General features: G+C 63.0%; 25 protein-coding genes, 1 other RNA gene, 1 pseudogene and 1 riboswitch. Of the genes and pseudogenes, 12 read left to right on the forward strand and 15 right to left on the reverse strand.

The window, feature by feature from the left end; genetic code table 11:
* Positions 1-198 (reverse strand): annotated as a pseudogene (locus tag PQQ52_RS33535) (dihydroxy-acid dehydratase); the annotation flags it as partial.
* Between the two features lie 215 nt (positions 199-413).
* Here PQQ52_RS33535 and PQQ52_RS33540 point away from each other — a divergent pair.
* Together PQQ52_RS33540 and lgt are read left to right on the forward strand one after the other, a co-directional pair.
* Positions 414-1,397 carry a LysR family transcriptional regulator gene (locus PQQ52_RS33540; protein WP_408221153.1) on the forward strand — a complete coding sequence of 328 codons (984 nt, stop codon included), beginning with the start codon at positions 414-416 and terminating at the stop codon, positions 1,395-1,397.
* A 132-nt stretch (positions 1,398-1,529) separates the two neighbouring features.
* On the forward strand, positions 1,530-2,435 hold the full coding sequence (gene lgt / locus PQQ52_RS33545; RefSeq protein ID WP_408221155.1) for a prolipoprotein diacylglyceryl transferase: 906 nt from the start codon (positions 1,530-1,532) through the stop codon (positions 2,433-2,435).
* Between the two features lie 114 nt (positions 2,436-2,549).
* On the opposite strand, the gene PQQ52_RS33550 is transcribed toward lgt, so the two are convergent.
* From PQQ52_RS33550 to PQQ52_RS33570, 5 genes are all read right to left on the reverse strand, one after another.
* Positions 2,550-3,281: an SIMPL domain-containing protein gene (locus PQQ52_RS33550; RefSeq protein WP_408221157.1), complete on the reverse strand. Its 732-nt coding sequence runs from the start codon at positions 3,279-3,281 to the stop codon at positions 2,550-2,552.
* Between the two features lie 194 nt (positions 3,282-3,475).
* Positions 3,476-3,934, reverse strand: a complete 459-nt coding sequence (locus PQQ52_RS33555) for an EVE domain-containing protein (RefSeq protein ID WP_408221159.1) — start codon at positions 3,932-3,934, stop codon at positions 3,476-3,478.
* Positions 3,935-4,029: 95 nt separating this feature from the next.
* A non-coding RNA gene (gene ssrS, locus PQQ52_RS33560) (6S RNA) lies at positions 4,030-4,211 on the reverse strand.
* A gap of 109 nt (positions 4,212-4,320) precedes the next feature.
* On the reverse strand, positions 4,321-4,635 hold the full coding sequence (locus PQQ52_RS33565; RefSeq protein WP_064269037.1) for a cell division protein ZapA: 315 nt from the start codon (positions 4,633-4,635) through the stop codon (positions 4,321-4,323).
* A complete protein-coding gene (locus PQQ52_RS33570; protein WP_408221161.1) occupies positions 4,632-4,988 on the reverse strand; it encodes an ATPase in 357 nt (118 codons plus the stop codon). Before PQQ52_RS33570 ends, PQQ52_RS33565 begins: the two co-directional genes overlap by 4 nt.
* A 207-nt stretch (positions 4,989-5,195) precedes the next feature.
* Positions 5,196-5,452, forward strand: a riboswitch (cobalamin riboswitch).
* 91 nt (positions 5,453-5,543) lie between these two features.
* Between PQQ52_RS33570 and PQQ52_RS33575 the strand changes: the two genes are divergently transcribed.
* Genes PQQ52_RS33575 through cobC form a run of 6 tightly spaced genes read left to right on the forward strand, consistent with a single transcriptional unit; the run spans position 5,544 to position 11,869 of the window.
* A complete protein-coding gene (locus tag PQQ52_RS33575) occupies positions 5,544-7,439 on the forward strand; it encodes a TonB-dependent receptor domain-containing protein (protein WP_408221163.1) in 1,896 nt (631 codons plus the stop codon).
* A gap of 27 nt (positions 7,440-7,466) precedes the next feature.
* The gene (locus PQQ52_RS33580; protein ID WP_408221209.1) at positions 7,467-8,522 is read left to right on the forward strand and encodes a FecCD family ABC transporter permease; all 1,056 of its coding nucleotides are present in this window, start codon (positions 7,467-7,469) and stop codon (positions 8,520-8,522) included.
* On the forward strand, positions 8,519-9,358 hold the full coding sequence (locus tag PQQ52_RS33585; protein ID WP_408221165.1) for an ABC transporter ATP-binding protein: 840 nt from the start codon (positions 8,519-8,521) through the stop codon (positions 9,356-9,358). Before PQQ52_RS33580 ends, PQQ52_RS33585 begins: the two co-directional genes overlap by 4 nt.
* 37 nt (positions 9,359-9,395) lie before the next feature.
* On the forward strand, positions 9,396-10,457 hold the full coding sequence (cobT, locus tag PQQ52_RS33590; RefSeq protein WP_408221167.1) for a nicotinate-nucleotide--dimethylbenzimidazole phosphoribosyltransferase: 1,062 nt from the start codon (positions 9,396-9,398) through the stop codon (positions 10,455-10,457).
* Between the two features lie 60 nt (positions 10,458-10,517).
* Positions 10,518-11,294, forward strand: coding sequence for an adenosylcobinamide-GDP ribazoletransferase (locus PQQ52_RS33595; RefSeq protein WP_408221169.1), 777 nt, complete (start codon positions 10,518-10,520; stop codon positions 11,292-11,294).
* Positions 11,279-11,869: an alpha-ribazole phosphatase gene (cobC, locus tag PQQ52_RS33600; protein ID WP_408221171.1), complete on the forward strand. Its 591-nt coding sequence runs from the start codon at positions 11,279-11,281 to the stop codon at positions 11,867-11,869. Before PQQ52_RS33595 ends, cobC begins: the two co-directional genes overlap by 16 nt.
* Positions 11,870-11,881: 12 nt before the next feature.
* Here cobC and PQQ52_RS33605 read toward each other — a convergent pair whose 3' ends face one another.
* The 4 genes from PQQ52_RS33605 to cobU are packed head-to-tail and all read right to left on the reverse strand — an operon-like array spanning position 11,882 to position 15,309.
* Positions 11,882-12,793: a cobalamin-binding protein gene (locus PQQ52_RS33605; RefSeq protein WP_408221173.1), complete on the reverse strand. Its 912-nt coding sequence runs from the start codon at positions 12,791-12,793 to the stop codon at positions 11,882-11,884.
* Complete coding sequence (cobD, locus tag PQQ52_RS33610; RefSeq protein WP_408221175.1) at positions 12,790-13,827, reverse strand: threonine-phosphate decarboxylase CobD; 1,038 nt, start codon at positions 13,825-13,827, stop codon at positions 12,790-12,792. The genes PQQ52_RS33605 and cobD overlap by 4 nt, the downstream gene beginning before the upstream one ends.
* Complete coding sequence (cbiB, locus tag PQQ52_RS33615) at positions 13,820-14,755, reverse strand: adenosylcobinamide-phosphate synthase CbiB (protein WP_408221177.1); 936 nt, start codon at positions 14,753-14,755, stop codon at positions 13,820-13,822. The genes cobD and cbiB overlap by 8 nt, the downstream gene beginning before the upstream one ends.
* Entirely contained in the window at positions 14,755-15,309 is a 555-nt protein-coding gene (cobU, locus tag PQQ52_RS33620) for a bifunctional adenosylcobinamide kinase/adenosylcobinamide-phosphate guanylyltransferase (protein ID WP_408221179.1), read from the reverse strand. The genes cbiB and cobU overlap by 1 nt, the downstream gene beginning before the upstream one ends.
* A 154-nt stretch (positions 15,310-15,463) precedes the next feature.
* On the opposite strand from cobU, the gene PQQ52_RS33625 reads away from it, so the two are divergent.
* Positions 15,464-16,924, forward strand: coding sequence for a cobyric acid synthase (locus PQQ52_RS33625; RefSeq protein WP_408221211.1), 1,461 nt, complete (start codon positions 15,464-15,466; stop codon positions 16,922-16,924).
* Between the two features lie 141 nt (positions 16,925-17,065).
* Positions 17,066-17,482, forward strand: coding sequence for a DoxX family protein (locus PQQ52_RS33630; RefSeq protein ID WP_408221181.1), 417 nt, complete (start codon positions 17,066-17,068; stop codon positions 17,480-17,482).
* Between the two features lie 226 nt (positions 17,483-17,708).
* Here the strand turns inward: PQQ52_RS33630 and PQQ52_RS33635 are convergent, their stop codons facing one another.
* A complete protein-coding gene (locus tag PQQ52_RS33635; protein ID WP_408221183.1) occupies positions 17,709-18,128 on the reverse strand; it encodes a PaaI family thioesterase in 420 nt (139 codons plus the stop codon).
* A 211-nt stretch (positions 18,129-18,339) separates the two neighbouring features.
* Between PQQ52_RS33635 and PQQ52_RS33640 the strand changes: the two genes are divergently transcribed.
* Positions 18,340-18,978 carry a ParA family protein gene (locus PQQ52_RS33640; protein ID WP_408221185.1) on the forward strand — a complete coding sequence of 213 codons (639 nt, stop codon included), beginning with the start codon at positions 18,340-18,342 and terminating at the stop codon, positions 18,976-18,978.
* 59 nt (positions 18,979-19,037) lie between these two features.
* Here the strand turns inward: PQQ52_RS33640 and panD are convergent, their stop codons facing one another.
* The 4 genes from panD to PQQ52_RS33660 all read right to left on the reverse strand — a co-directional run bounded on the left by panD (position 19,038) and on the right by PQQ52_RS33660 (position 21,558).
* Positions 19,038-19,424, reverse strand: coding sequence for an aspartate 1-decarboxylase (panD, locus tag PQQ52_RS33645; protein ID WP_012432059.1), 387 nt, complete (start codon positions 19,422-19,424; stop codon positions 19,038-19,040).
* 49 nt (positions 19,425-19,473) lie between these two features.
* Positions 19,474-20,307, reverse strand: a complete 834-nt coding sequence (gene panC / locus PQQ52_RS33650; protein WP_408221187.1) for a pantoate--beta-alanine ligase — start codon at positions 20,305-20,307, stop codon at positions 19,474-19,476.
* 188 nt (positions 20,308-20,495) lie between these two features.
* Positions 20,496-21,368, reverse strand: coding sequence for a segregation and condensation protein A (locus PQQ52_RS33655; protein ID WP_408221189.1), 873 nt, complete (start codon positions 21,366-21,368; stop codon positions 20,496-20,498).
* 4 nt (positions 21,369-21,372) lie between these two features.
* Complete coding sequence (locus PQQ52_RS33660) at positions 21,373-21,558, reverse strand: DUF3460 family protein (RefSeq protein ID WP_054035105.1); 186 nt, start codon at positions 21,556-21,558, stop codon at positions 21,373-21,375.
* 416 nt (positions 21,559-21,974) lie between these two features.
* On the opposite strand from PQQ52_RS33660, the gene PQQ52_RS33665 reads away from it, so the two are divergent.
* Positions 21,975-23,813, forward strand: coding sequence for an autotransporter assembly complex protein TamA (locus tag PQQ52_RS33665; RefSeq protein WP_408221191.1), 1,839 nt, complete (start codon positions 21,975-21,977; stop codon positions 23,811-23,813).
* Positions 23,814-23,839 lie beyond the last annotated feature (26 nt).

Here is a 23,839-nt window from a genome sequence, read left to right on the forward strand (position 1 = left end):
TTTGACCGCGGCGACGGCCGCGTCGGCCAGACGCTGCAGGCCGGCGTTACACGGCGTGATGGTCGAGTGGCCGTTGGCGATGCCGATCATCGGCTTGTCGAAATCGGCCTTTTCGTAGCCGAGTGCGTAGTACATCGAGCGGTTCGGTGAACGCGCCACGCCTTGCGTGATGTTCTTTGAACGACGGTTGTATGCCATGGGGGACTCCAATCTGTTTTGTTTTGATCCGTGCCGCGTGTTTGCCGCCCAGTGGGTGCGGCAGGCGCTACGCCGACGTCGTCAATGCGCTTGCCGGCCGGTACGACGGCGCTTCAGTCCAGTTTAGTTCCGACGCGTCGCGCAAGGATGCTGTTTTGCCAGGCGTGTGTCCAATATATTATTCAGGCTTGATTAGGTCGTAAAATATATTAATCATGCTGCCCGCTATCCCTGACCTGCGCCAGCTGCGCTATTTCGTGACCGTCGCCGAAGAAAAGCACTTCGGTCGGGCGGCCACGCGCCTTTCCATGACGCAGCCGCCGTTGTCGCAGGCGATTCGCGCGCTGGAGGAGACGCTCGGCGTGGCGTTGTTCGCGCGCACCAAGCGCTCGGTGGAGCTCACCCCGGTGGGCGCCGACCTCCTGCCGGAGGTGCAGCGCCTGCTGGCGGGTGCCGAGGGGCTGCGGCCGCTGGCGCAGAGCCTCGCGCGTGGCGAGGCGGGAGCGCTGTCGCTGGCGTTTGTTTCCACGGCTGATTACGGCCTGCTGCCGTTGCTGCTGCGTGATTTCGGCGCGCGGCACCCACGGGTGCGCCTCGAATTGACGGAAGCCACCAGCGACGTGCAGGTGGAAGAACTCGTGGCCGGGCGTATCGACGCGGGCCTCGCAATCGCGCCGCTACCGTCGCGCCATGCCACCCAGCTCTCGTGGCTGCCGATCGCCCGCGAGCCGCTGGTGATCGCGATGTCGACGGAAACGGCGGCGCGCGTAGGCAGCGCCACCGGGTCTGACGCCGACCCGCGCGCCGAGTGGCTGGACACGCCGATTAGCTTGCGCGACGTCGCCGACGAACCGCTCGTGATCTTCCCAAGACGTCTGGCGCCAGGCTTTTATGACATCATTATGGATTGCTACGGCGCGGCGGGCCTCGTACCCCGGGTCGGCCAGGAGGCGATCCAGATGCAGACGATCGTGAGCCTCGTGTCGGCCGGGATGGGCGTCGCACTGGTGCCGCAATCGTTGCGTAACCTGCGCCGCACCGGCGTCGTGTACCGGCCGTTCGCCGAATCGGTACCGGCGATCGAGACGGGGCTGGTCTGGCGCACGGCGGAGGTGGGTCCAGTGTTGGCCGGCTTCATCGAAATCGTGCGAGCGCACGCGGCCGCCTTTGAGGCGCAGGTCGCGGCGCTTCGCGATTAGGGCCGACGCTGGCGCGAACGCATTGCAAACCGAACCGTCCAACGCATGCGCCGCATGGTGTGCAAACCGCTGGCTGTTGCTCGAAATAGACTAGAAATCCGCTTCTGAACCTGAACTGCCCATAACAACACGATGCTCATTCACCCGAATTTCGACCCCATTGCCATTCATCTGGGGCCGCTTGCTGTGCGCTGGTATGGATTGATGTACCTCGTCGCGTTCATCGCGGCGATCGTCGTCGGCCGGCTGCGACTGCGTTTGCCGTACGTCGCCGCGCAAGGCTGGACCGCCAAGGACATCGACGACATGCTGTTCTACGGCGTGCTCGGTACGATTTTCGGCGGCCGGCTCGGCTACGTGCTGTTCTACAAGGCGAGCTTTTACTTCGCGCATCCGCTCGACATCTTCAAGGTGTGGGAAGGCGGCATGTCGTTTCACGGCGGCTTCCTCGGCGTGACGCTGGCGATGGTGCTGTTCGCGTATCAGCGCAAACGCTCGTGGTTGCAGGTCACCGATTTCGTCGCGCCGATGGTGCCGACCGGGCTCGCGGCAGGGCGCCTCGGCAACTTTATCAACGGCGAGTTGTGGGGCCGTGTGACCGATCCGTCGGCGCCGTGGGCGATGCTGTTTCCCGGCGCCGCACCAGATGACGCCACGTGGCTCACCACACATCCGCAACTGGCCGCGCAATGGCATCTGAACGAAGTGTTCGCGCAATATCATATGCTGCCGCGTCATCCGTCGGAGTTGTATGAGATTGCGCTCGAAGGCGTAGCGCTGTTCTTCGTGCTGTTCTTCTTCTCGCGCAAACCGAAGCCGCTGGGCGCGATTTCCGCGGTGTTCCTGATCGGTTACGGCCTCGCACGCTTCACAGTGGAATTCGCGCGTGAGCCGGACGACTTCCTTGGGCTTCTGGCAATGGGTCTGTCGATGGGCCAATGGCTCTCGCTGCCGATGATCCTCGTTGGCATCGGAATACTGGTGTGGTCCTATCGCCGTGCGCGGCGTAAATCGGTGCAAACGGTCGGTGCGAACTGATCGCTACGTTTTATCGTAGTGAACACCCAATGAAATAAGCCAATGAAAAAGCCACGGCATGCCGTGGCTTTTTTACTTTACGGCCTCAAAGCAGACCATCAAGTGTAAAACGCGTTACTTCATCTGCACCGAGCCGGACACGTTGACCGTCACAGTCGACGTACCGCCTTCGAGCGGCACGGGCGCGGATGCCTTCGCATCGGCGCTCATGGCGCGTGCGCTCATCATCATCATCGGACGCGGCATGACGCCGTTGTGCCCGACGTTGACTTCGCGAATCGAATAGCTGCTGTAGCCAAATGCCTGCGCCGATGACGTGGCTTGCTCGCGGAACGACCTGATGGCTTCGCCGGTGAGCTTCTGTTCCGCAGTACGTTGTGCTTCAGGCGACAGCGAGAACTGCACGTTGCCGACCTGCATGATCGATGCCATCTGACCCGCGAGCTTCGACGCCGCGGCGAAGTCGTGTGATTCGAGCACGACTTCCGTACGGCCGCGCCATGCGGAAATGCGGCCGTCACGATCGGTGGACGGGTAGATCGAGAAGGAACCGGTGCGGGCCGTTACGCCGTTTACGCCTTTGGCTTTTTGCAGTGCCGCATCGGCGCGCTGATTCAGCGTGGAGGTCAGCGCGGAAGGATCGCTCGCTTCCTGCTCGTAAAACAGCGTGATATCGACGACGTCTTGCGGCACTTCCGCGCTTGCCTGTGCATTCAGCGACAGCACGCCCGCGGGCTGATACTGCGTCACGCCTTGCGCGCGGGCCATGGCTGGCGTCAACGCGAGCGCAGCAGGGGCGGCGCATACGAGAGCGAGAGCGAGTGCACGTGCGGTGTTTTTCGTCATTCTTGGACTCCTTGCTTGAACAGGTTTGTGCACGATTGGAGCGAACGCCGTGCAACGGCACGACGTTTGCGAGTCCGTTAGGCGCTTGTAACCTGGGCTTGGTTCCCTAATTTGACGTTTGCTCAACGTTTGCTTTCATCCGCGCGCGGATTTGCACATGATTGCAGCAGCGGGTCGCATGTGCGTATGCAACGTCAAGCAAGACGTTTGGTGATGAAGCGCCATTCGGCTTCGGTTACCGGCGTGATCGACAGGCGGTTGCCTCGGGCGAGTACGCGCATGTCCTTCAATTCTTCATGCTCGCGCAGTGCGGATAGCGGAATCAACGGGATCTTCTTCTTGAACACCACGTCAACGAGTAGCCAGCGCGGCGTTTCCTGCGACGACTTCGGGTCGTAGTAGACGCTCTTTTTGTCGAATTGAGTGGGGTCCGGATAAGCGGTGGACGACACCTCCGCGAGCCCCGCAATACCCGGCTCAGGGCAACTCGAGTGATAGAACAGCACACCGTCGCCGACCTGCATCATGTCGCGCATGAAGTTGCGTGCCTGATAGTTGCGCACGCCGGTCCAGGGCAACGTGTGTTGCGGAGCCTGGGCGAGATGGTCGATGCTTGCTTCGTCCGGTTCGGACTTCATTAGCCAGTAGCGCATGAATCGAATTGAACGTTAAAGGTTTGAGAATACAGAAGAAAAACCGGGACCCAAAGAAAAACGGCACCGAACCGAAGTTCGATGCCGTTTTGAAGAAGGTCCCCGCCTTAGCCGCTAGGCCGGCATCCTGAACCGGGGGTTCAGAATTGGTCGCAGTTAGCAGCACTTCGGGTACATCAGACAGAGTGACGCGCACACCCGTGCTACAAATTTCCACAACCGTGCACATGGCATTGGTTCAAGGAATATATGACCTTGGCGAACCAGGCAGGGAGGTCAAACCGATTGAACCCAAGTGTTTGCGTGAGTCTTTGCTCATGCATTTCGCTTGAATTCGTAGCCGATCTCGGGACCGGCCACTTGAAATTGTTCGAGACTGCTGGTGCTTACTGCATGCTGTACTGCTGAATCACAGTACCCAGTTGTTCGTTCATTTGATGCATTGTACGCCGGATTTCTTCGGCGGGAAATGCTTCTCCGTGTCGCACGCTCGTTTGCAGCTTAAGCAGTTCCGATGCCAGCGACAGGGCAGCCATGACGGCAATGCGATCCGTGCCGCGTACGTTGCTGTTATTGCGGATCTTCGACATCTCGGCGTCGACGCGCGCAACCGCCTCAAGCAGCGCGCCTTCTGTTTCCGGCGAGCAGGCGAGGCGATAGGGCACGCCGAGAATCGATACTTCGATCTGCTTGGTGGTCATGCATTTTCTCCATGGCGGGTGGCGTCGCTTTCCGCTTCGACCTCGTGCGGCGCTGCCTCGAGCAGATCGAGCTGATTGTCCGGCTCGCTCTGCGCACGAGCCCGCGGCAACTTTTCGAGGATCGCATTCAGGCGTACCTGGGCGTCGTCGATCTTTGCCGACAGCGCGTCGCGTTCCGCTTGCAGTGCATCGCGCTCCTCGCGCATCAACGCGAGTTCAGTGCGCGTGGCCTCTGCTTCGGCACGCGTTTGGGCGAGCTGATCTTCGAGCGCGAGCCGCGCTTCATTGTGGCGTTGGCTGATCGTGATCAGCTTGCCGATATTCTGTGAAAGTGTTTCGAGTTCGGTGAGCATCTGCTGCGTCCTCTAAAGACATCGCATTTTAGCGCGGAATGTCGCAGGTTCCGACAATTGTCTCGTTTCGAGACGTAACAACATCGCTTTGTGCAGGCTTTTATCGACCATATGATGAAAAACGACTCGTGCATCGGACATTAACCTGCACATAACAGAACAGATTGCGCACGGATTAACCATTCTTGACGGACTCGAGGGCCGCTCCTAAACTGGCCGCACTCTGGTGCCCGCGCGCGCTTTTCCACAGTGCGCGCAGTTAAACGGGAAGCAGGGCGCGCTGTTCGCCAGAACGCGCGAACCTGCGCTGCCCCCGCAACGGTAAGCGACCGCATACGTCATGCAGGTCGATCCTGATCGCGTGTTTGAAGCCGAACACGCAAGTGTGCCACTGCGCGTCACGCGTGGGAAGGTGGGATCGATGTGTCGCCAGCCCGGATACCGGCCAGAGGGAGAGGATTGCCCCCACGCAAACGTAAAATAGCGCGGGCGCCTCGTTACGCATCGGCCCGCGGGGAAGCGGGCCGCGCACGCTATCAACAGGAATGCCACCCCATGCTGTCCCCTATCGCTCGCGCGGCGTTGCTCGCCTTTGCGAGCCTGCCGCTCGTCGTGCATGCTCAGGCTGCGTCTTCTTCGTCGCCGTCTCCATCCTCTTCTGATGATTCGGGGGCCGCCGGTTCGTCTCCCGCAGTGTTGTCGCCCGTGGTAGTCACCGCGGAGCGCGGGCCGCAACCGCTCGCCGACGCGATCCCGCAGACCACGCTGTTCGACCAGCAGGACATCGCCGATACGACCGCAACCGATTTGCCCGGTCTGCTGCAACTCGCGCCCGGCGCGCAAATTTCGCGCACCGGTGGCCCGGGTTCCACAGCGAGCCTGTTTCTGCGAGGCGCATCGTCGACGCAATCGCTTTTGCTGATCGACGGCGTGCGGGTCGATTCGGTGAGTCTGGGCGCACCGCAACTCGCACAGATTCCGCTCGACCAGATCGATCACGTTGAAGTCGTGAACGGCAACGTGTCCGCGCTTTACGGCTCCGGCGCGATCGGCGGCGTGGTACAGGTGTTCACCAAAGACGGCGGCGACCATCCGCCGCGCTTCAATTTCTCGGTGGGCTACGGCAGCTATCACACGCAGACGCAGCAGGTGGGCGTGAACGGCGCGTTGGATAAAGACGGCAACACGACCTTCAGCATCTCGCTCGCGCGCTCGAAAGACGACGGCTTCTCCTCGCTCAATCCGGCACAGGCGCCCGGTGCGAATCCGAACGCGAACGGCTATCTGAACGAAAGCATCTCGGCTTCGCTGCGTCACAAGTTCAGCGACAAATGGGACGCGGGCGTCACCTATTTCCAGTCGAACGGCAATAACAGCTACGACAACGCGTACGGCGTGCCGACCGATCTGAACAACCTCTACAGCAAAGTGCGCCAGGTGTCGGTGTTCGCGAACGGCAAGCTGACCGACTGGTGGACCACGCACTTTGTCGTTTCGGAAGGCGACGACCGCAGCGTGTCGAATACCAACGGCCTCTACAACGGCCGCTTCGATACCGACAATCGCCAGTACACGTGGCAAAACGATTTCGCGCTCGCCGCGCAACAGAAACTGCAGGTCGGCTACGAGCATCTCGATCAGAGCCTCGACTCGGATACGTTTGCGGCGCCCGATCGACATGTTGATTCGGGCTTTGTCGGCTACACGGGACGCTTTGGGCGCAATCAGATTCAGGCCAACGTGCGGCGCGATCAGTATTCCGATTTCGGCGGGGCGAACAGTTACTATCTCGGCTACGGTTTCGACATCAGCGAGCATTGGAAGGTGACTGCAAGCTATTCGGATTCGTTTCGCGCGCCGAGCTTCGACGATCTGTACTATCCGATCAGCGGCAACCCGTCGATCCAGCCGGAGCGCAGCCATTCGATCGAAGCAGCGTTGCAGTACGCATCGCATGCGCTTGGCGTGATGCGTCTGAACGCGTTTCAGACGCGTTATTCGAATCTGATCGACTACGAGCAGGTTACGCCCGGCATCTACCTGGCCGAGAACGTCGGCCGTGCGAAGGTGCAGGGGCTCGAAGGATCGTGGAGCGGCCATGTAGGCAAGACGGATGTGCGCGCGTCGGTGACGCTGCAAAATCCGGTCGACCTCGATAGCGATACCGATCTCGTGCGGCGTGCACGGCGCTTCGCCTCGCTGGCGGTGAACCGCAGTATTGCGGGGTGGCGTGTCGGCGGCGAGTGGATCGTCAGCGGCGCCCGTGAAGATAGCAGCGGCACGCTGGGCGGGTACGGGGTGGTGAATCTGTCGGCGCGCTACAACATCACAAAGGCGTGGTACGTGGCCGCGCAAATCCAGAACCTGTTGAACAAGGACTATGAAACGGCCTACTCGTATAACTCGCCGCGCCGCGGTGCGTATGTCACGGTCGGCTGGCAGCAGCAGTGACGAGCATCCGTGCGTGAGAAGGCGCTGATGAACCGCGGCTCGAGCCCGATGCCCACGACCACGCGGCGCGCGATGAGCGCGAAACGCGCGGCCGCGATCTGGCTCGTGCTCGCGGGAATCGCGCTGGTTGTGCTCATGGCGTCGCTCGCGCTCGGCAGCGTGTCGCTCGCGCCAGCGCGCGTGTTGGCGGCGTTGCTGCCGTCGCACGCGTCGCATGTCGAGCCCGGCGACCTTGCCGGTGAGATCGTGCGCACGCTGCGTTTGCCGCGCGCGTTGGCCGGCTTCGCGTGCGGAGCGTTGCTTGCGCTGGCCGGAGCGCTGCTGCAAGTGCTATTGCGCAACCCATTGGCCGAACCCTACGTGTTAGGCGTGTCGGGCGGCGCGGCGACGTTCGCGCTGGTCGCGATGATCGCCGGTTGCGCCTGGTGGATCGTCGATGCCAGCGCGTTCGCCGGCGCTTTCGTGTCGATCCTGCTGGTGCTTGGCCTCGCACGCCGCGAGTTGTGGCGCGGTGAGCCGCAGGATACGTCGCCGCGTTTGCTGCTGACCGGCGCGGTGATCGCGGCCGGTTGGGGCGCCGTCATTACCTTGCTGCTCAATCTCGCGCCAGACAATCGTCTGCGCGGCATGCTGTTCTGGCTGACCGGCGATCTGAACGGCGGCGCGATGCCGTGGACGGCGCTCGCCGCGCTCGTCGTCGTGCTGGTGGCCATCGTGCCCGCTGCGCCGCGTCTGAATGTGCTGCTGCGAGGCGACGCCGCCGCACAGGCGCTCGGCGTCGCCGTGATGCCGCTGCGCTTGCGCGTGTATCTGGTCGCGTCGCTGGCGGCCGCCGCGGCGGTGACCACGGCGGGCACGATCGGCTTTGTCGGCCTGGTGGTGCCGCATATGCTGCGGCTCGCGTTCGGTAACGATCAGCGCATGCTGCTGCCCGCTGCGGCGCTCGGCGGTGGTGTCGCGGTGATGGGCGCGGACCTGATCGCGCGTACCGTGATTGCGCCGGCGCAATTGCCGGTTGGCGTGATCACGTCGATTGTCGGCGTGCCGGTGTTTTTGTGGATGCTGTTGCGCAGGCGCCGATGATGACCGCACACACCGCCCCGCATTCGGCGCTCAGCGCGCAACGCCTGACCTTGCGTGCGGGCATGCGCACCTTGCTCGACGCATTCACGCATACGTTCTACGCAGGCGAGATCTGGTGTGTCGCCGGGCCCAACGGCGCGGGCAAGACGACCTTGCTATCCACGCTCGCCGGCCTGGCGCAACCCGCGGCGGGTCACGTCGAACTCGACGGCGTGCGTCTCGCCGACTGGCCGCCATTGCCGCTCGCGCAGCGTCGCGCGCTGATGCCACAAAGTGCTGCGGACGCGTTCAGCGCGAGCGTGCTCGACATCGTGATGCTGAACCGCTTTCCGCATCTGACAGGCTGGGGTTGGGAAGGCGAGGCCGATCGCGCTGCCGCGAATGCCGCGTTGGACGCATTGGGCCTCGCTGCATTCGCTGCGCGCGACGTGCTGTCGCTTTCGGGCGGTGAACGGCAACGCGTCGCGCTGGCAGCGGTGTTGTGCCAGGAGGCGCCGTTGTTGCTGCTCGACGAACCGCTCTCACATCTGGATCTGCACCACCAGATCGACTGTCTCGAGGCGCTGACCGCCTGGACGCGCGAGCCTCGGCGTACAGTGGTGTTTTCGTGTCACGACCTGAACCTCGCGCGCCGCTTCGCGACGCATGCGCTGCTGCTGGACGGCAACGGAGGCGCGTATGCTGGGCCGGTGCGCGACGTGCTGACGCCCACGCTGACGAGCCGCGCGTTCGGCTATCCGCTGATTCTGATTCGCGATGGTGAGCATGAGGCGCTGATTCCCGCGGCGCGCTCGCGTCACGAATCGACTGCGGGCTATGACACACCGGCAAGCTAACCGCTTCATCAAAACATTCTCTTTTCTAGAAACGTCTATGACTTCTTTGCCAGGTTTGTCGGGATTGACCGAAGTCGAACCGCTCGATCAAACGCTGCGTGCCGAACTGCAACACATCATCGATACCAAGACCAAGCCGCCCGGCAGTCTTGGGCGGCTCGAAACGCTCGCGCGCCAGATGGGCTTGATCCAGCGGACGACGCATCCCGCGGTCGAACGTCCGGCGATGATCGTGTTCGCCGGCGACCACGGTATTGCGCAGGAAGGCGTGAGCCCGTATCCGCAAGCTGTAACCGCGCAAATGGTCGCTAACTTTCTCGCGGGCGGCGCGGCGATCAATGCCTTGAGCCGCGTCTCCGGCGTCGAGCTCGAAGTGGTCAACTCAGGCATTGCGACACCGTTGTCGTCGACTGAAGGTCTGATCGATATTCCGGTTGCGGCCGGCACGCGCAACTTCGCGCACGAACCCGCGATGACGCACGAACAGGCGCTTGCCGCGATGCAGGCAGGCGCGGCTCGCGTGCGGCATCACGCGGCGCTCGGCACCAATGTGATCGGCTTCGGCGAAATGGGCATTGCGAATACGTCGTCGGCCGCGTGTCTGATGAGCCGCCTGTGCGGCGTGCCGATCGACGAATGTGTCGGCCGTGGGACCGGTCTCGACAACGCGGGACTCGCGAAAAAACGCAACGTACTCGCATCGGCGCTCGCGCATCACGCCGTTTCCAACGACCCGCTCAAGGTGCTTGCCACCTTCGGCGGCTTCGAAATCGCGATGATGACAGGCGCGTATCTCGCCGCCGCGCAAGCCCGTATGACGATCCTGGTCGACGGCTTCATTGCGACTTCGGCATTGCTGGTGGCCGATGCCTTCGCGCCGAAGGTGCGCGAATATTGCGTGTTCGCGCATGCGTCGAACGAGGCGGGGCATCGGCGCATGCTCGATCATTTCGGCGCGCTGCCCTTGCTCTCGCTCGATATGCGTCTCGGCGAAGGTACCGGTGCGGTGCTCGCGGTGCCGCTGCTGCGCGCGGCGGTGGCATTCGTCAATGAAATGGCGAGCTTCGAATCGGCCGGTGTCGCGAATCGTGATGTGTGATCTGTCAAAGGCGCTGTCATGCAAAGTGTCACCCTATAGAAGCATGCGCCTCGCTCGCTCATGAACCCGCTCGCTGAATTACGCTATTTCTTCACGGCGCTTGGCTATTTCACGCGCGTGCCGGTGCCACGTTGGGTTGGCTTTGAGCCGCACTATCTGAATGCGGCGGCGCGTTATTTTCCGCTCGTCGGCCTATTGATCGGCAGCTTGAGCGCGCTGGTTTATCTCGCGGCGCTGCATGCCTTTCCAGCGGGCGTGGCGGTGCTGCTGTCGATGGCGTCGTCGCTTCTCGTTACCGGCGCGTTTCACGAGGACGGCCTTGCTGATTGCGTCGATGCGTTCGGTGGCGCCTATACGCGCGAGGACGTGTTGCGCATCATGCATGATTCGCGCATCGGTGCTTTCGGCGCCATCGCGCTCGTGATCGCACTCGCATTGAAGTGGCAAACGCTCGCCGCGTTACCGCCAATGCGCGCCGCAAGTCTGATGATTGCAGCGCATGCGGCGAGCCGCGTGTTTGCAATCAGCTATCTGGGCACACTCGACTATGTGCGTGCCGAAGGCAAAGCCAAACCGGTTGCGCAGCGCTTGAGCGGTCCCGCGCTGCTCTGCGCGGCCGCGTTCGGTTTGCCATGGTTGCTCTGGCCGAACTGGCTGGATTCGCCGGATTGGCGCTTCGCCTGTGTGACGCTCGCCGTCCTGGTGGCACTACGCTTCGCATTGGGCCGCTATTTCGTCAGGCGCATCGGTGGCTACACCGGCGACTGTCTCGGCTTCGCGCAACAGATCTTTGAACTGAGCATCTACCTCGTGGGGCTCGCATGGATATCGTCCTGATTCGTCATCCCGCCGTCGCGCTCGATTCGGGTGTGTGCTACGGCCACAGCGATGTGGCGCTTGCCGGGGACGTCGAAATATCCGCGAGTACCCTTGCACTGAAACTTGCGACCCTGCAGGTGCCCCCGCCGCGTGTGCTGATGTCGAGTCCGCTGACGCGTTGCGCGACGCTGGCGTCGGTCATGGCGAACGATTTCGGTTGTGCGCTCAGTCATGACGATCGTCTGAAGGAGATGGACTTCGGCGATTGGGAGCAGCAGCGCTGGGATGCGATCGATCGCGGCTTGCTCGACGATTGGGCGGCTAACTTCGAGCACGCGCGGGCGCATGGCGGCGAGAGCGTCGCGCAATTCGTCGCGCGGGTGCGGGCGTGGTTCGACGCGTTCGCGCAGACGCGTGAACTGTCGCCCGCGTATGTGGTCACGCATGCCGGGGTGATGCGGGTGATCGCGTCGCTGGTGCTGGATGTGCCGCTGGAGCGCAGTCTGCGGTGGTCGCTGGAGATGACCGGGGTTGTGTGGTTGCGCAGGGACGAGGCGGCGCAGCAGTGGTCGTTGGTGAGGTGGAATGCGTGAGGGGTTGGGGCGTCACTGTGCGCCGCTCTTCCTGCGCGAGCGCGCCAGCTCCAGGTCTTCGCACATCTGCTTCGCTCCTTGTGCAATACGCGGCGCCGGCCGGTTGATCAGATCGCCGTCGATGGCGAACAGATTGTTGTTCGTCACCGCCGTCAGACTCGGCCACGCGCGCCATGTGCCAAGTTGCGGCAAAGTCGTGTCCGGTTTGGTCGCGCCGGGCGCGGCGGTGACGATTGCGTCCGGATTCGCGGCGAGCACCGCTTCGGTCGAGACGGTCGGCACCAGCGGTTCGAGTTTCGCAAACACATTGCGGCCGCCGCATAGCGTAATCACGTCGCTCACCATATGTTCGCCGTTGAGCGTCATCAACGGCTGATCCCATACCTGATAGAACACGCTGACAGGCGCACGGCTCGCATACTGCGTGCGCAATCGTGCGATGTCCTGGCGATAGGCGGCCGCCGCGGCGTCGGCAGTCGGCGAAGTGCCGAGCAATTGCCCAAGCTTTGTCAGCGACACGGCAACGTCATCGAGATGATGCGGTTCGCTGAAGAACAATGGCACATGCATTTCGCGCAGGCGATCAAGTTGGCGCTGCGCATTGCCATGCCGCCACACGACGATCAGATCGGGCTTCAACGCGACGATTCGTTCGAGGTCGAGCGCCTTGTTGTCGCCAACGCGCGGCAGTTGCTTCGCTTCAGGCGGATAGTCGCTATAGGACACGGCGCCGACCAGTTTCGCACCGCCGCCAGCGGCATAAAGTAATTCGGTGACGTGCGGAGCGAGACTGATGACGCGTTGTGCGGGCGCAGGCAAGGTGACGGTTGCGCCGGTGTCGTCGGTGACGGTGATTGCGGCGTGCGCGTGCAGCGTACTCGCGCAAAGTGCCGCGGCGATGGCGAAGCGGAGAAGTCGAATCATCGGACAGCCTCGCGCAAACTTTCTTCGAGACGTGCCCATTCCGCGTCGCTCGCGGGCAGCCCGAAGCGCACACTGCCCGATGCCGTGAAAAGCCGTGTCCACACGCCGCGTTGCGCTAATGCCTCATGCAGAGCGGCGGCGCGGGCATCGTCGGTCCACGCAAAGAGCGGGGTGCTCTGGGTGACCAGACCGTGTGCACGCAGCAGATTCACCAGACGGGCACTTTCGGCGCCGAGCCGCGTACGCATGTGCTGTTGCCACAATTCATCCTCAAACGCGGCTTTGACAGCATGACGAGCCGGACCGCTGACCGTCCATGCCCCGAGCGTACGACGCAATGCGTCGAGCAAAGCCGGCGCAGCGAGTACGAAGCCCGCACGCACACCGGCAAGCCCAAAGAATTTCCCTGGCGAACGCAACACGATCAAGCCGTCGAGATGGGTGCTTGCCGCGAGCGACGCCGAAGGCATCGTATCGGCGAAGGCCTCGTCGACCAGCAGCGTGCCGCCGCGTGCGGCGAGTTGCGCATGCCAGTGCAGCAGCTTGCCGGCGCTCAGATGCTCTGCGGTCGGATTGTTCGGATTCACGACGACCAAATGCGTGAGTGTATCGGGCAAGGTTTCCCAAGACACATGCAGTGGCACGACTTCATGTCCGGCACGCTCGAATGCGGGCGCATATTCGCTGTATGTGAGCGGTGCGATGCCCACCTGGGCGCGTGGCAGCAGCGAGGGCAGCGCGCGAATCGCCGCCTGGCTTCCCGCCACGGGCAGCACGTGGGCGGCATCGGGCGCGCCGTAGTAGCGCGCGGCGCAGGCGGCAAAGCCGTCGCCTTCGTCGGGCAGACGGCGCCAGGCATCGGCTGGAACCGGCGGTACCGGATAGCCGTGCGGATTGATACCCGTCGACAGGTCGAGCCATTGTGCGTACGGAATGCCGTAACGCTCGGCCGCTTCGTGCAGATTGCCGCCGTGAGCCACGGCGTTGAACGCGGTGCCGGTATCCGCTTTGTGAGCAGCCGCTCGATCAACCATGAAAGGGCACACTCAGCAAAGCCAGCACGATCAGCACCGCCAGCCAGAGAATCACCGTGCGTTCGACCAGCATCAACGCCGCGGTGACATGACTGGCTTTCGCGGGGTGTCCGAAGCCGAGCGACGGTCTGTGTTCAAGCGCACCGTGATACACCGCGGGGCCGCCGATCAACACGTTCAAACTGCCCGCGCCCGACGCCATGACCGGGCCGGCGTTCGGGCTGTCCCAACGCGGGGCCTGTTCGCGCCAGCAACGCAGCGCGGTGCGCGTGTCGCCGAGCAAGGCATAGCTGGCTGCGGTGAGGCGCGCGGGAATCCAGTTGAGCACATCGTCGATTCGCGCGGCGGCCCAGCCATAGCGCAAATAGCGCGGCGTGCGATAGCCCCACATGGCATCGAGCGTGTTGGCCAGACGAAACCCCAGTGCGCCTGGACCGCCTGCAATCGCGAACCAGAACAGTGCGCCGAAAATCGCGTCGTTGCCGTTTTCCAGCGCCGATTCGACGGCGGCACGCGACAGCGCCGCTTCGTCGGCATCGGCGGTTTCGCGTGACACGATGCGCGCGGTCAAGAGACGCGCTTGCGCCAGGTCGCGTTTCGCCAGTGCCTGTGCGATCGGCGCGATGTGATCGTGCAGACTGCGTGCGCCGAGGGCGAACCACAGCAACACGACATGCACTGCGCAGGCCGCAAAAAACGGCAGCACGGCGACCAGCCACCAGGCGATCAGCACCGGCGGCATGACCGCCAACGACCACGCGAGCAGCCCCTTGAGCCGCAAGCGGCGGCCGGTGTTATAGCGTGCTTCGAGGCGCTTCGCCCATTTGCCGAAACCGACCAGCGGGTGCGCGGCGCGTGGCTCACCGAGCCAACGGTCGACGGCGACGCCCGCCGTTGCCAGCGTAACGATCAGAGGGAGCGACAGCATCACGCGCCGCCTGCTGTTTTCAGGGCGAGCGGCAAGCCCGCGACCATCATCGTGACCTGGGTGCTCAACGCGGCGATGCGCTGATTGAGGCGTCCAAGTTCGTCGACATAGAGGCGCGTTTCCGCGCCGAGCGGCACTACGCCCAGGCCGATTTCATTGCTGACCACGATGATCTTGCCTTTGGCATTGATGAGCGCCGCTTCGAAAGCAGCAAAGTGCGCGTGATAGTGATCGACCGGCAAGCCGTCGCCGTCAGGCGGGCACAGCAGGTTGGCGAGCCACAGGGTCAGGCAGTCGATCAGAATGCAGTGGTCAGGCGCGTCGACTTGCGTCACGACGCCGGCGAGGTCGACCCCCGCTTCGTGCAACTGCCAATGCGCCGGACGCCGCTCGCGATGATGCGCGATGCGCGCGCTGAATTCGGCGTCATCAGCCACGCGTGCGGTGGCGATGTAGGTGACGGGAAGGGCGCTGCTGTTCGCCAGTTGTTCGGCGTGCACGCTCTTGCCTGAACGGGCGCCGCCGAGAACGAAGGTGAGGTCGCGGGGAATCATCGCGTGATTGTACCGGCGTGCAGCGCGTGCCGGCACGATGGGATAATGCCGCGTTCATTGCCCGCGTTTATTGCCCATTCATCGCCGAGCCCGACATTCCGTGACCACGACTTCGACCCCGCAAGACGCTGTACCTGTGCCGCGCGGCACGCTGATGATTCAGGGCACCACGTCCGATGCGGGTAAAAGCACGCTCGTCGCGGGTTTGTGCCGGCTGGCGCGGCGCGCCGGCGTGCGGGTCGCGCCGTTCAAACCACAGAACATGGCGCTCAATAGCGCGGTGACCGTCGACGGCGGGGAGATCGGTCGCGCACAGGCTTTGCAGGCGGTGGCCGCCGGCATCGCCGCGCATACCGATCTGAACCCCGTGCTGCTCAAGCCGACGAGCGATCGCGGCGCGCAAGTGATCATCCACGGCAAGGCGCGCATGAATCTCGATGCACGCGCGTATCACGACTACAAGCCGGTCGCCTTCGAGGCGGTGCTGGAATCGTATGCGCGTTTGCAGGCGGCGTACGACACGATTTTTGTTGAAGGCGCCGGCAGTCCCGCCGAGATCAATCTGCGCGACCGCGATATCGCCAACATGGGTTTCGCTGAAGCGGTCGACTGTCCGGTCGTGCTGGTGGCTGACATCGACCGCGGTGGGGTGTTCGCGCATCTGACCGGTACGCTCGCGTGCCTATCGGAGAGTGAGCAGGCGAGGGTGTGTGGCTTCATCATCAACCGCTTTCGCGGCGACGTCAGTCTGTTGAAGCCTGGGCTCGACTGGCTCGAAGCGAAAACCGGCAAGCCGGTGCTTGGCGTGGTGCCTTACCTGCACGGTCTGACGCTCGATGCCGAAGACATGCTGCCGCCTGAACTGCGCGCCGCGCAAAGCGGTGATACGGGGCGGATGTTGCGAGTGGTCGTGCCGGTGTTGCCGCATATCAGCAATCACACCGATTTCGACGCGCTGCGTGCGCATCCGCAGGTCGATTTCCATTACGTGCGAAGCGGCACGCCGCCTCCTCCGGCCGATCTGATCATCCTGCCCGGCTCGAAGAATGTGCCGGGCGATCTGGCCTTTCTGCGCGCGCAAGGCTGGGATGCGGTGCTGCAACGGCATTTACGTTACGGTGGCCGCGTCATCGGGATTTGCGGCGGCATGCAGATGCTCGGACGCGAAGTGGCCGACCCGTACGGCGTGGAAGGCGCGCCCGGAACGAGTGCGGGTCTCGGCTGGCTCGATTACTCGACGGTACTGACGCGCGAAAAGACGCTCAAGAATGTGACGGGGCATCTCGCATTGCCCGGTTCGCCCGAGGTTGCCGGCTACGAGATTCACATGGGAGAGACGCAAGGTCCGGCGTTGAGTGCGCCCGCGCTTCAATTGGGCGATGCGCACGACGCGCATCCGGACGGCGCGATCTCGGCCGATGGCCAGATTCTCGCGACTTACGTGCACGGTCTGTTCGACACACCGGCCGCGTGCGCCGCACTGTTGGCGTGGGCGGGCTTGAGCGACGCGGAGAAAATCGACTACCCGGCGCTGCGCGAGGCGTCGCTGGATCGTCTGGCCGATACGCTCGCCGAGCACCTTGATCTTTCGAAGCTTTTTGCTGCGATCGGCTGACGAAGATCAACGGAACGGCGGTGATTGAATCCTATTGGGAAGTAATCAAAGTCTGAAGGGCGGTTTTTCGCTTTGTGTGGTTCGAATACAGTCTTGACGTCGACGGCCGATGCGGGCCGTTTCTCTCGTAAAGGACACGTTATGCACTCGAACCGCTCCGCCGATCTGGCCGCTTTGCTACTTCGCCTTGCCTTGGGCGTCCTGTATCTCGCACACAGCTTGCAGAAGATTTTTGTTTTTACGCTGCCGGGAACGGCGCAGTTTTTTGTGTCGCTCGGCTTGCCGGGCTGGCTTGGCTACGTGACGACGTTCGTCGAATTGATCGGCGGTATCGCGCTGCTGCTCGGCGTCCAGGTCCGCTGGGTCGCGCTCGTGCTGCTGCCGTTCATGCTCGGCGCAATGTCGCAGCATCTGCATAACGGCTGGGGGTTTGCGTCGCCGCACGGCGGCTGGGAATACCCGGCTTTCTGGGCGGTGACTTTGGCCGTGCAGTCGCTGCTCGGCGGCGGCGCGCTGGCGCTGGGCAGTGTGAAGGCACCACGCGCAGTGGCCGCCTGACACGTTTGAGCGGTTGTGCGGGCGGTAGCCACATCTGGCACTTCGGTAAAACCTCAAGCCGGCGAAGCACCCAGGCACTAAGCCACCAGGCCGCTCCGGCATTCCGACACTCCGCCTCGCCTGACAACACAAAAAGCACGCGCCGTAAGGCCGCGTGCTTTTTTATGGCCTGAGCCAAGGCGCTTCGGACATTTCGAGTCCTTCGCCGCGCCCCCGCGTCACTCAGTCAATACAACACGATTTGCGTGCAGCGAAACAGCGCCATTGTCTTGCCGTTCGGATCGGTAACGGTGGCATCCCATACCTGCGTGCTGCGGCCTAGATGCACGGCCTGGGCGACCGCGCGGATGGTGCCTTCCGTCGCCGTGCCGACAAAATTGCTTTTCAGCTCGACGGTCGTGAAATTGCGCGCCGTCTCGGGCAGGTGGGCGAGGCAGGCATAGCCGCAGGCCGTATCGGCGAGGCCGATCACGGTGGCGGCATGCAAAAACCCGTTCGGCGCGAGCAATTCGTCGCGCACGGTCAATTCCGCGGTCAAGGCGCCTTGCTCCAGCGCCAGAACATGCACGCCCAGCAAGCCGGGAAGCTTGCCCTTCTGACGTTCATGCAGGCGCTCGATGGTGTATTCCGGGCGGAGTTTGCTCATGAGATTCGGGTCCTCGGTGGAAAAAACAGGGGTATAGGGCAGCGAATTAGCCGTTTGGGGGCTTCGACCCCGGTGCATTTGCCGATATTATCAACGGCTGGATCGGCGGGTGAACCTGAAACCGGCATGGATCAGGACACATCGGCGCAAGTCACAGCAAACTGCGCGGCAAACCGGCTGGCGGCGCCCAGCCTTCTTTCCGGGAGAATTCATGACGGTGATCGTGGTGGCGAATCCGAAGGGCGGCGTGGGTAAAAGCACGCTGTCCACCAATCTGGCCGGCTATTTCGCGTCGCTCGGGGAATGGGTCGCGCTGGCGGACCTCGACAAACAGCAGTCCGCACATGCGTGGCTGTCGCTGCGGCCCCCTGCGCTGCCGCCCATCGAGATCTGGGAAGTCGACCCGGAAAACCCCGTCAAACCGCCCAGAGGTCTGGAACACTCGGTCATCGACACGCCGGCCGGGTTGCACGGCAACCGCCTGAATATCGCGCTGGATCTGGCCGACAAGGTAATCGTGCCGCTGCAGCCGTCCATGTTCGATATTCTCGCCACCCAGGAATTTCTCGAGCGGCTGGCGAAGGAGAAGGGTGTCAGGAAAGGCGCGATCGAGATCGGTGTCGTGGGTATGCGCGTCGATGCGCGCACGCGCTCAGCGGAGCAATTGCACCGCTTTGTCGAGGGATTGAAGCTGCCGGTGCTGGGTTACCTGCGCGACACGCAGAATTACGTGCAATTGGCGGCGCATGGCCTGACCTTGTGGGACGTCGCGAAAAGCCGCGTGGAGAAGGATCTGGAGCAGTGGCAGCCGATCATCCAATGGACCAACGGCGCCAGCAAGAAGGCGTGACCTGAATCAGCAGGCGGCGTGGCCGCCCGCTGCATGGAACCGTGCGGCGAAAGGCCGGCTCAGGTCCAGTTCTGGGTCGGCACGTGATCGCGGCTGCCCTTGATCTTGTTGTTGTCGTCGACGAACACCAGATCCGGCTTCCAGCCTGCCTTCAGTTCCGCTTCGTCGACCACCGCGAACGCCGCGATGATCACCAGATCGCCCAGCTGCGCGCGCCGCGCGGCTGAACCGTTCAGCGAAATCATGCCGCTGCCGCGTTCGCCCTTGATCGCGTACGTCGAGAAACGCTCGCCGTTGTTGATGTTCCAGATGTCGATCCGTTCGTTTTCGACGATGTTCGCGGCTTCCAGCAAGTCCTCGTCGATCGCGCACGAGCCTTCGTAGTGCAGTTCGCAGTGCGTGACCGCGACGCGATGGATTTTCGACTTCAGCATGTTGCGTTGCATGACCAATCCCTTGTGCTTCTGACGCGTGTTTGCGCAGCCTGAGACTGCTTCAGATTTCGAGGTTGTCGATGAGACGAGTGCTGCCGAGCTTGGCGGCGGCCAGCACGACCAACTCCGCATTCGCATCTTGCGCGCCCGGTGCCAGTAGATTCGAGCGCTTGCGCACGGCGATGTAATCAGGCTGCCATCCGCGCGCGGCCAGTGCCGCCATCGCCGCTTGTTCGAGTTTTGCGAAGTCGAGATCGCCCGCGAGCACCGCATCGCGCACACGATTGAGCTCGGCGGCCAGCATCGGCGCCTCAGCGCGCTCGGCCGTCTGCAGAAAGCGGTTGCGTGAGCTAAGCGCGAGGCCGTCGGTGTCACGCACGGTTTCCGCGGCGATGATGTCGGTGGGCAGCGCGAACTGGTGGCACATGCTGCGCACGATCATCAACTGCTGATAATCCTTCTTGCCGAACACCGCGACGCGCGGCTGCACGCACGACATCAGCTTCATCACTACCGTGCACACACCCTGAAAGAAACCGGGCCGGAATTCGCCTTCAAGAATGTCGCCCAGATCGTGCGGCGGATGCACGCGGTACTCCTGCGGCTCCGGATACAGATCCCGCTCCGTCGGCGCGAACAGCACGTAGACGCCTTCTTTCTGGAGCTTGTCGATGTCGGCTTCGAGCGTGCGCGGGTATTTGTCGAAATCTTCGTTCGGGCCGAACTGCAAGCGGTTGACGAAGATGCTCGCCACCACTGGATCGCCGTGCTGCCGCGCAAGGCGCATCAGCGACAGATGGCCCTCGTGCAGATTGCCCATGGTCGGCACAAAGGCGGTGCGATTCTGGCCGCGCAACTGGTCGCGCAATTCATGGATCGAGCTGATGACTTTCATGATCGGACAGGGATTTCCTCGCGCGGCGCGAGACCCGGTTGGCGCAAAAACTCTGGTTTTCGCGTGGCCCGCAGCCTCACTGGTAATGACAGGTTCGGAGCGCCGGATTGTAGTGGATTTGCTCCGGGGGCGCACCGAAACGAGGCATCTGCGGTAGCGATGGCATGCGCAAGCCCCGTTTTGCGGCGTCAGGCCGGCAGATAGGCGAGGCGCACATAGATCGGTGCGAACGGCTCGGCCTGCGTGATTTCGATGAGCGACTCACGGCACAACTCGAGCATGGCGATGAAATTCACCACGACCACCGGCACGCCTTTGCTCGTGTCGAACAGATCCGAGAACTCCATGAAGCGCGCGTTCTGCAGTCGCCGCAGGATCGTGCTCATATGTTCGCGCACCGACAATTCCTCGCGCGAAATCTTGTGATGCTGCACGAGCTTGGCGCGCTTGATCACGTCGGCCCACGCGGCGCGCAGGTCTTCGCTATCCACATCCGGAAAGCGCGGCGTGATGCTTTGCTCGATGTACACCTCGGCGCGCAGGAAATCGCGGCCAAGCTGCGGCAGATGGTCGATGCGCTGTGCGGCGAGCTTCATCTGCTCGTATTCGAGCAGGCGCCGGACCAGTTCGGCACGCGGATCTTCGGCTTCGTCGCCGCTATCGGCCTTCTTCACCGGCAACAGCATGCGCGACTTGATCTCGATCAGCATGGCGGCCATCAGCAGATATTCGGAGGCGAGTTCGAGATTGGTCTGGCGCAGCTGGTCGACGTAGCCGAGGTATTGGACCGTGACGTCCGCCATCGGGATGTCGAGCACGTTGAAGTTCTGCTTGCGGATCAGGTATAGCAGCAGATCCAGCGGGCCTTCGAACGTTTCGAGAAACACTTCGAGCGCGTCTGGCGGAATGTACAGATCCGTCGGCAGCTTGAAGAGCGGCTCGCCGTACAGGCGTGCGAAAGCGATGCCGTCTACGGTGTCCGGCGTCGAGTCGGTAGTGGGCGCGGCAAGCGCGGCGTCAGGCGCCGGCTTGGCGCCCTTTGCCTCGTCGGCGTGACTCACGCGCTTAGAAGTTTTGATAGTACGAGTAAGGCGTCTGCTCTACGCGCGAGGCTTTCTGCTCGGCGCGCTCTTCGAGATCGATCGGCTGTTTGTCCCACAGCAGCGACCGGCCACGGCGCTGCTCCGCTTCCAGATTCGGTTTTTGCTGCTTGAGCTGGTTCAGGAACTGGGTGATGTCCGATTGATACATGGCTAGACGTCCGTGGTGTGGGGAATGGCGGCTGCCCAGCGGGGATCCCCGCGCGGCATCGCTCCTATTCCATAATTTTACCGCATGCGCCGCGCGGGGTCGAAAAATGGCGGCGCGGTGCGCGGCCGGCATGCAAGAAACACCCGGAACCCGCGCTACCGCGACGCGTCAAAGGCGGGCGCGTGGCTGGCGAGGTGGTGTGCGAATCCGGGGTGTGCGGCCGGGCGGGTGTCATTACGCATGATTACGCATGGCGCATGGCGTGCGGTCCAGCGGCCGAAGAGCCCGCAGTGCGGCACGCCGCAAACGCCTTTTTAAGAGATGGCGCGGTTTCGCCGATGTGGTCAAATAGCGAGCTTCGGCCGCCGCGGCGAGCCCGAGCGACAGAATTCATCAACCACGGCCGGAGGTCCTGTTTGGCGGTATGTGCGATCCGAAAGCCGCGTGTGCGGCGCGACAAGGCCGGTACTGAGCGCGGGCATCTCATGCCCGTGCGGCGCTGGCTGCGTGCGTGGCTGGCATTCGGCATCGTCATGCTCATGCTTGGCGCGGTCGACGCGCACGCAGCGCGGCGCGCGGCCGCCAGCTACAAGGTGGATATCGAAGCCACGCCGCGCTCGCTGCGCAAGCTGCTCGAAGCGCACCTGGACGTCGCACGGTTCGCCAAACGTCCCGACATCAGCGACGACCAGTTCGAATTTCTGATTACCGCCACCCCCCAGCAGGTGCGCGATCTGGCCGCCACGCAGGGCTATTTCACGCCGGTTGTGCGTACCGACGTGCGAACCGTCGACGACAAAAAGCGCGTGACCGTGAGCGTCGATCCCGGCCCGCAAACCCTCATCACGTCGATTTCGCTGTCGTTTCGCGGCCCGGTGCTGACCGAAGACCCGGCGCAGGAAAACGCCTCGCGCTTCGCGTTTTCACTGCATGAAGGCGATCCGTTTTCGCAAGGCGACTGGGACGACGCGAAAAACGCCTCGCTCAAGGCATTGCAGGCGCGCCGTTACCTGGGCGCAAAGATCTACCATTCCGAGGCGCGAATCGACCCGCGCACGCATGAAGCGAAATTGTCGGTGACGTACGAGAGCGGCCCGACCTTCACGATGGGCAAGCTCGACGTATCCGGTACGCGGCGCTATCCGGAACAGATCGTCGACAACGTGAATCCGATTTCGGCCGGCGACATCTACGACGTGCAGCGCGTCACCGAATTGCAGCGGCAGTTGCAGAACACGCCGTACTACGCGAGTGTTGCGATCGACGTGGACAGCGATCCGGCCAAGCCGGTCGACACGCCGGTGCATGTGAAAGTGTCGGAATATCCGTACAACAGCATTCGCGGCGGGGTTGGTTATTCGACCGACAACGGTCCGCTGATCCAGGGCTCGTATTCGTATCTCGACACGTTCGGCAAAGCGTGGCCGTTCACGGTCGAGGGGCGCCTCGATCAGATTCAGCAATACGGGCAAATCCAGCTCGCGATGCCGCCGGGGCCGCGCGGATGGACAAATAGTGTGCTGGCGTCCTACACCACCACGGACGTGTCCGACACGCGCATCTACAGCATTCGCGGCGGCTTGCAGCGGGCTCGGACGTCGCAATTCATCGACTACAACTACTCGATCCTTTATTACCAGGACCGGCTCGACCAGAACGCGAGCGCGCCGACCACCAGTCGCGCGTTGGTGCCATCATGGTCATGGACCCGCCGCAATACCGACGATCCGCTGTTCCCGCGCTCGGGCAATCTGATTCACGTCGAAGCGGGCTTCGCGGTCAAAGGCGTGCTGACCGACCAGACGTTCGTGCGCGGCTACGCCCGCGGCCAGCAGTACCTGCCGATCGGCAAGGAAGACCTTGTGCTGTTCCGTGCAGAACTCGGCGGCGTGTTCACGAGCGGAAGTTCGAGCGGCATTCCGGCTTCGCTGCTGTTCCGCGCGGGTGGTTCGAATTCGATACGCGGTTATAGCTATCAGAGCATCGGTAATAACGTCGACGGCTCCGTGCTGCCGACCAAATACCTGGTTACCGCAGCGGCCGAGTATCAGCACTGGTTCACTCACGACTGGGGCGCAGCCGCGTTCTTCGACGTCGGTACCGCCACCGATACCTGGGGCGAGAAAGTTTTTTATCCCGGTGTCGGCGTCGGGGCGCGCTGGCGCAGCCCGGTCGGCCCGGTCAATGTCGATGTCGCCTACGGGATCCGCAACAGGAGCGTGCGGCCGTATCTGACGCTCGGCATCGCCTTCTGATGGAAACCTGCTCTTACATGATCCAC

Source organism: Paraburkholderia sediminicola, from assembly GCF_046030555.1.
Lineage (GTDB): Bacteria > Pseudomonadota > Gammaproteobacteria > Burkholderiales > Burkholderiaceae > Paraburkholderia > Paraburkholderia sediminicola_E.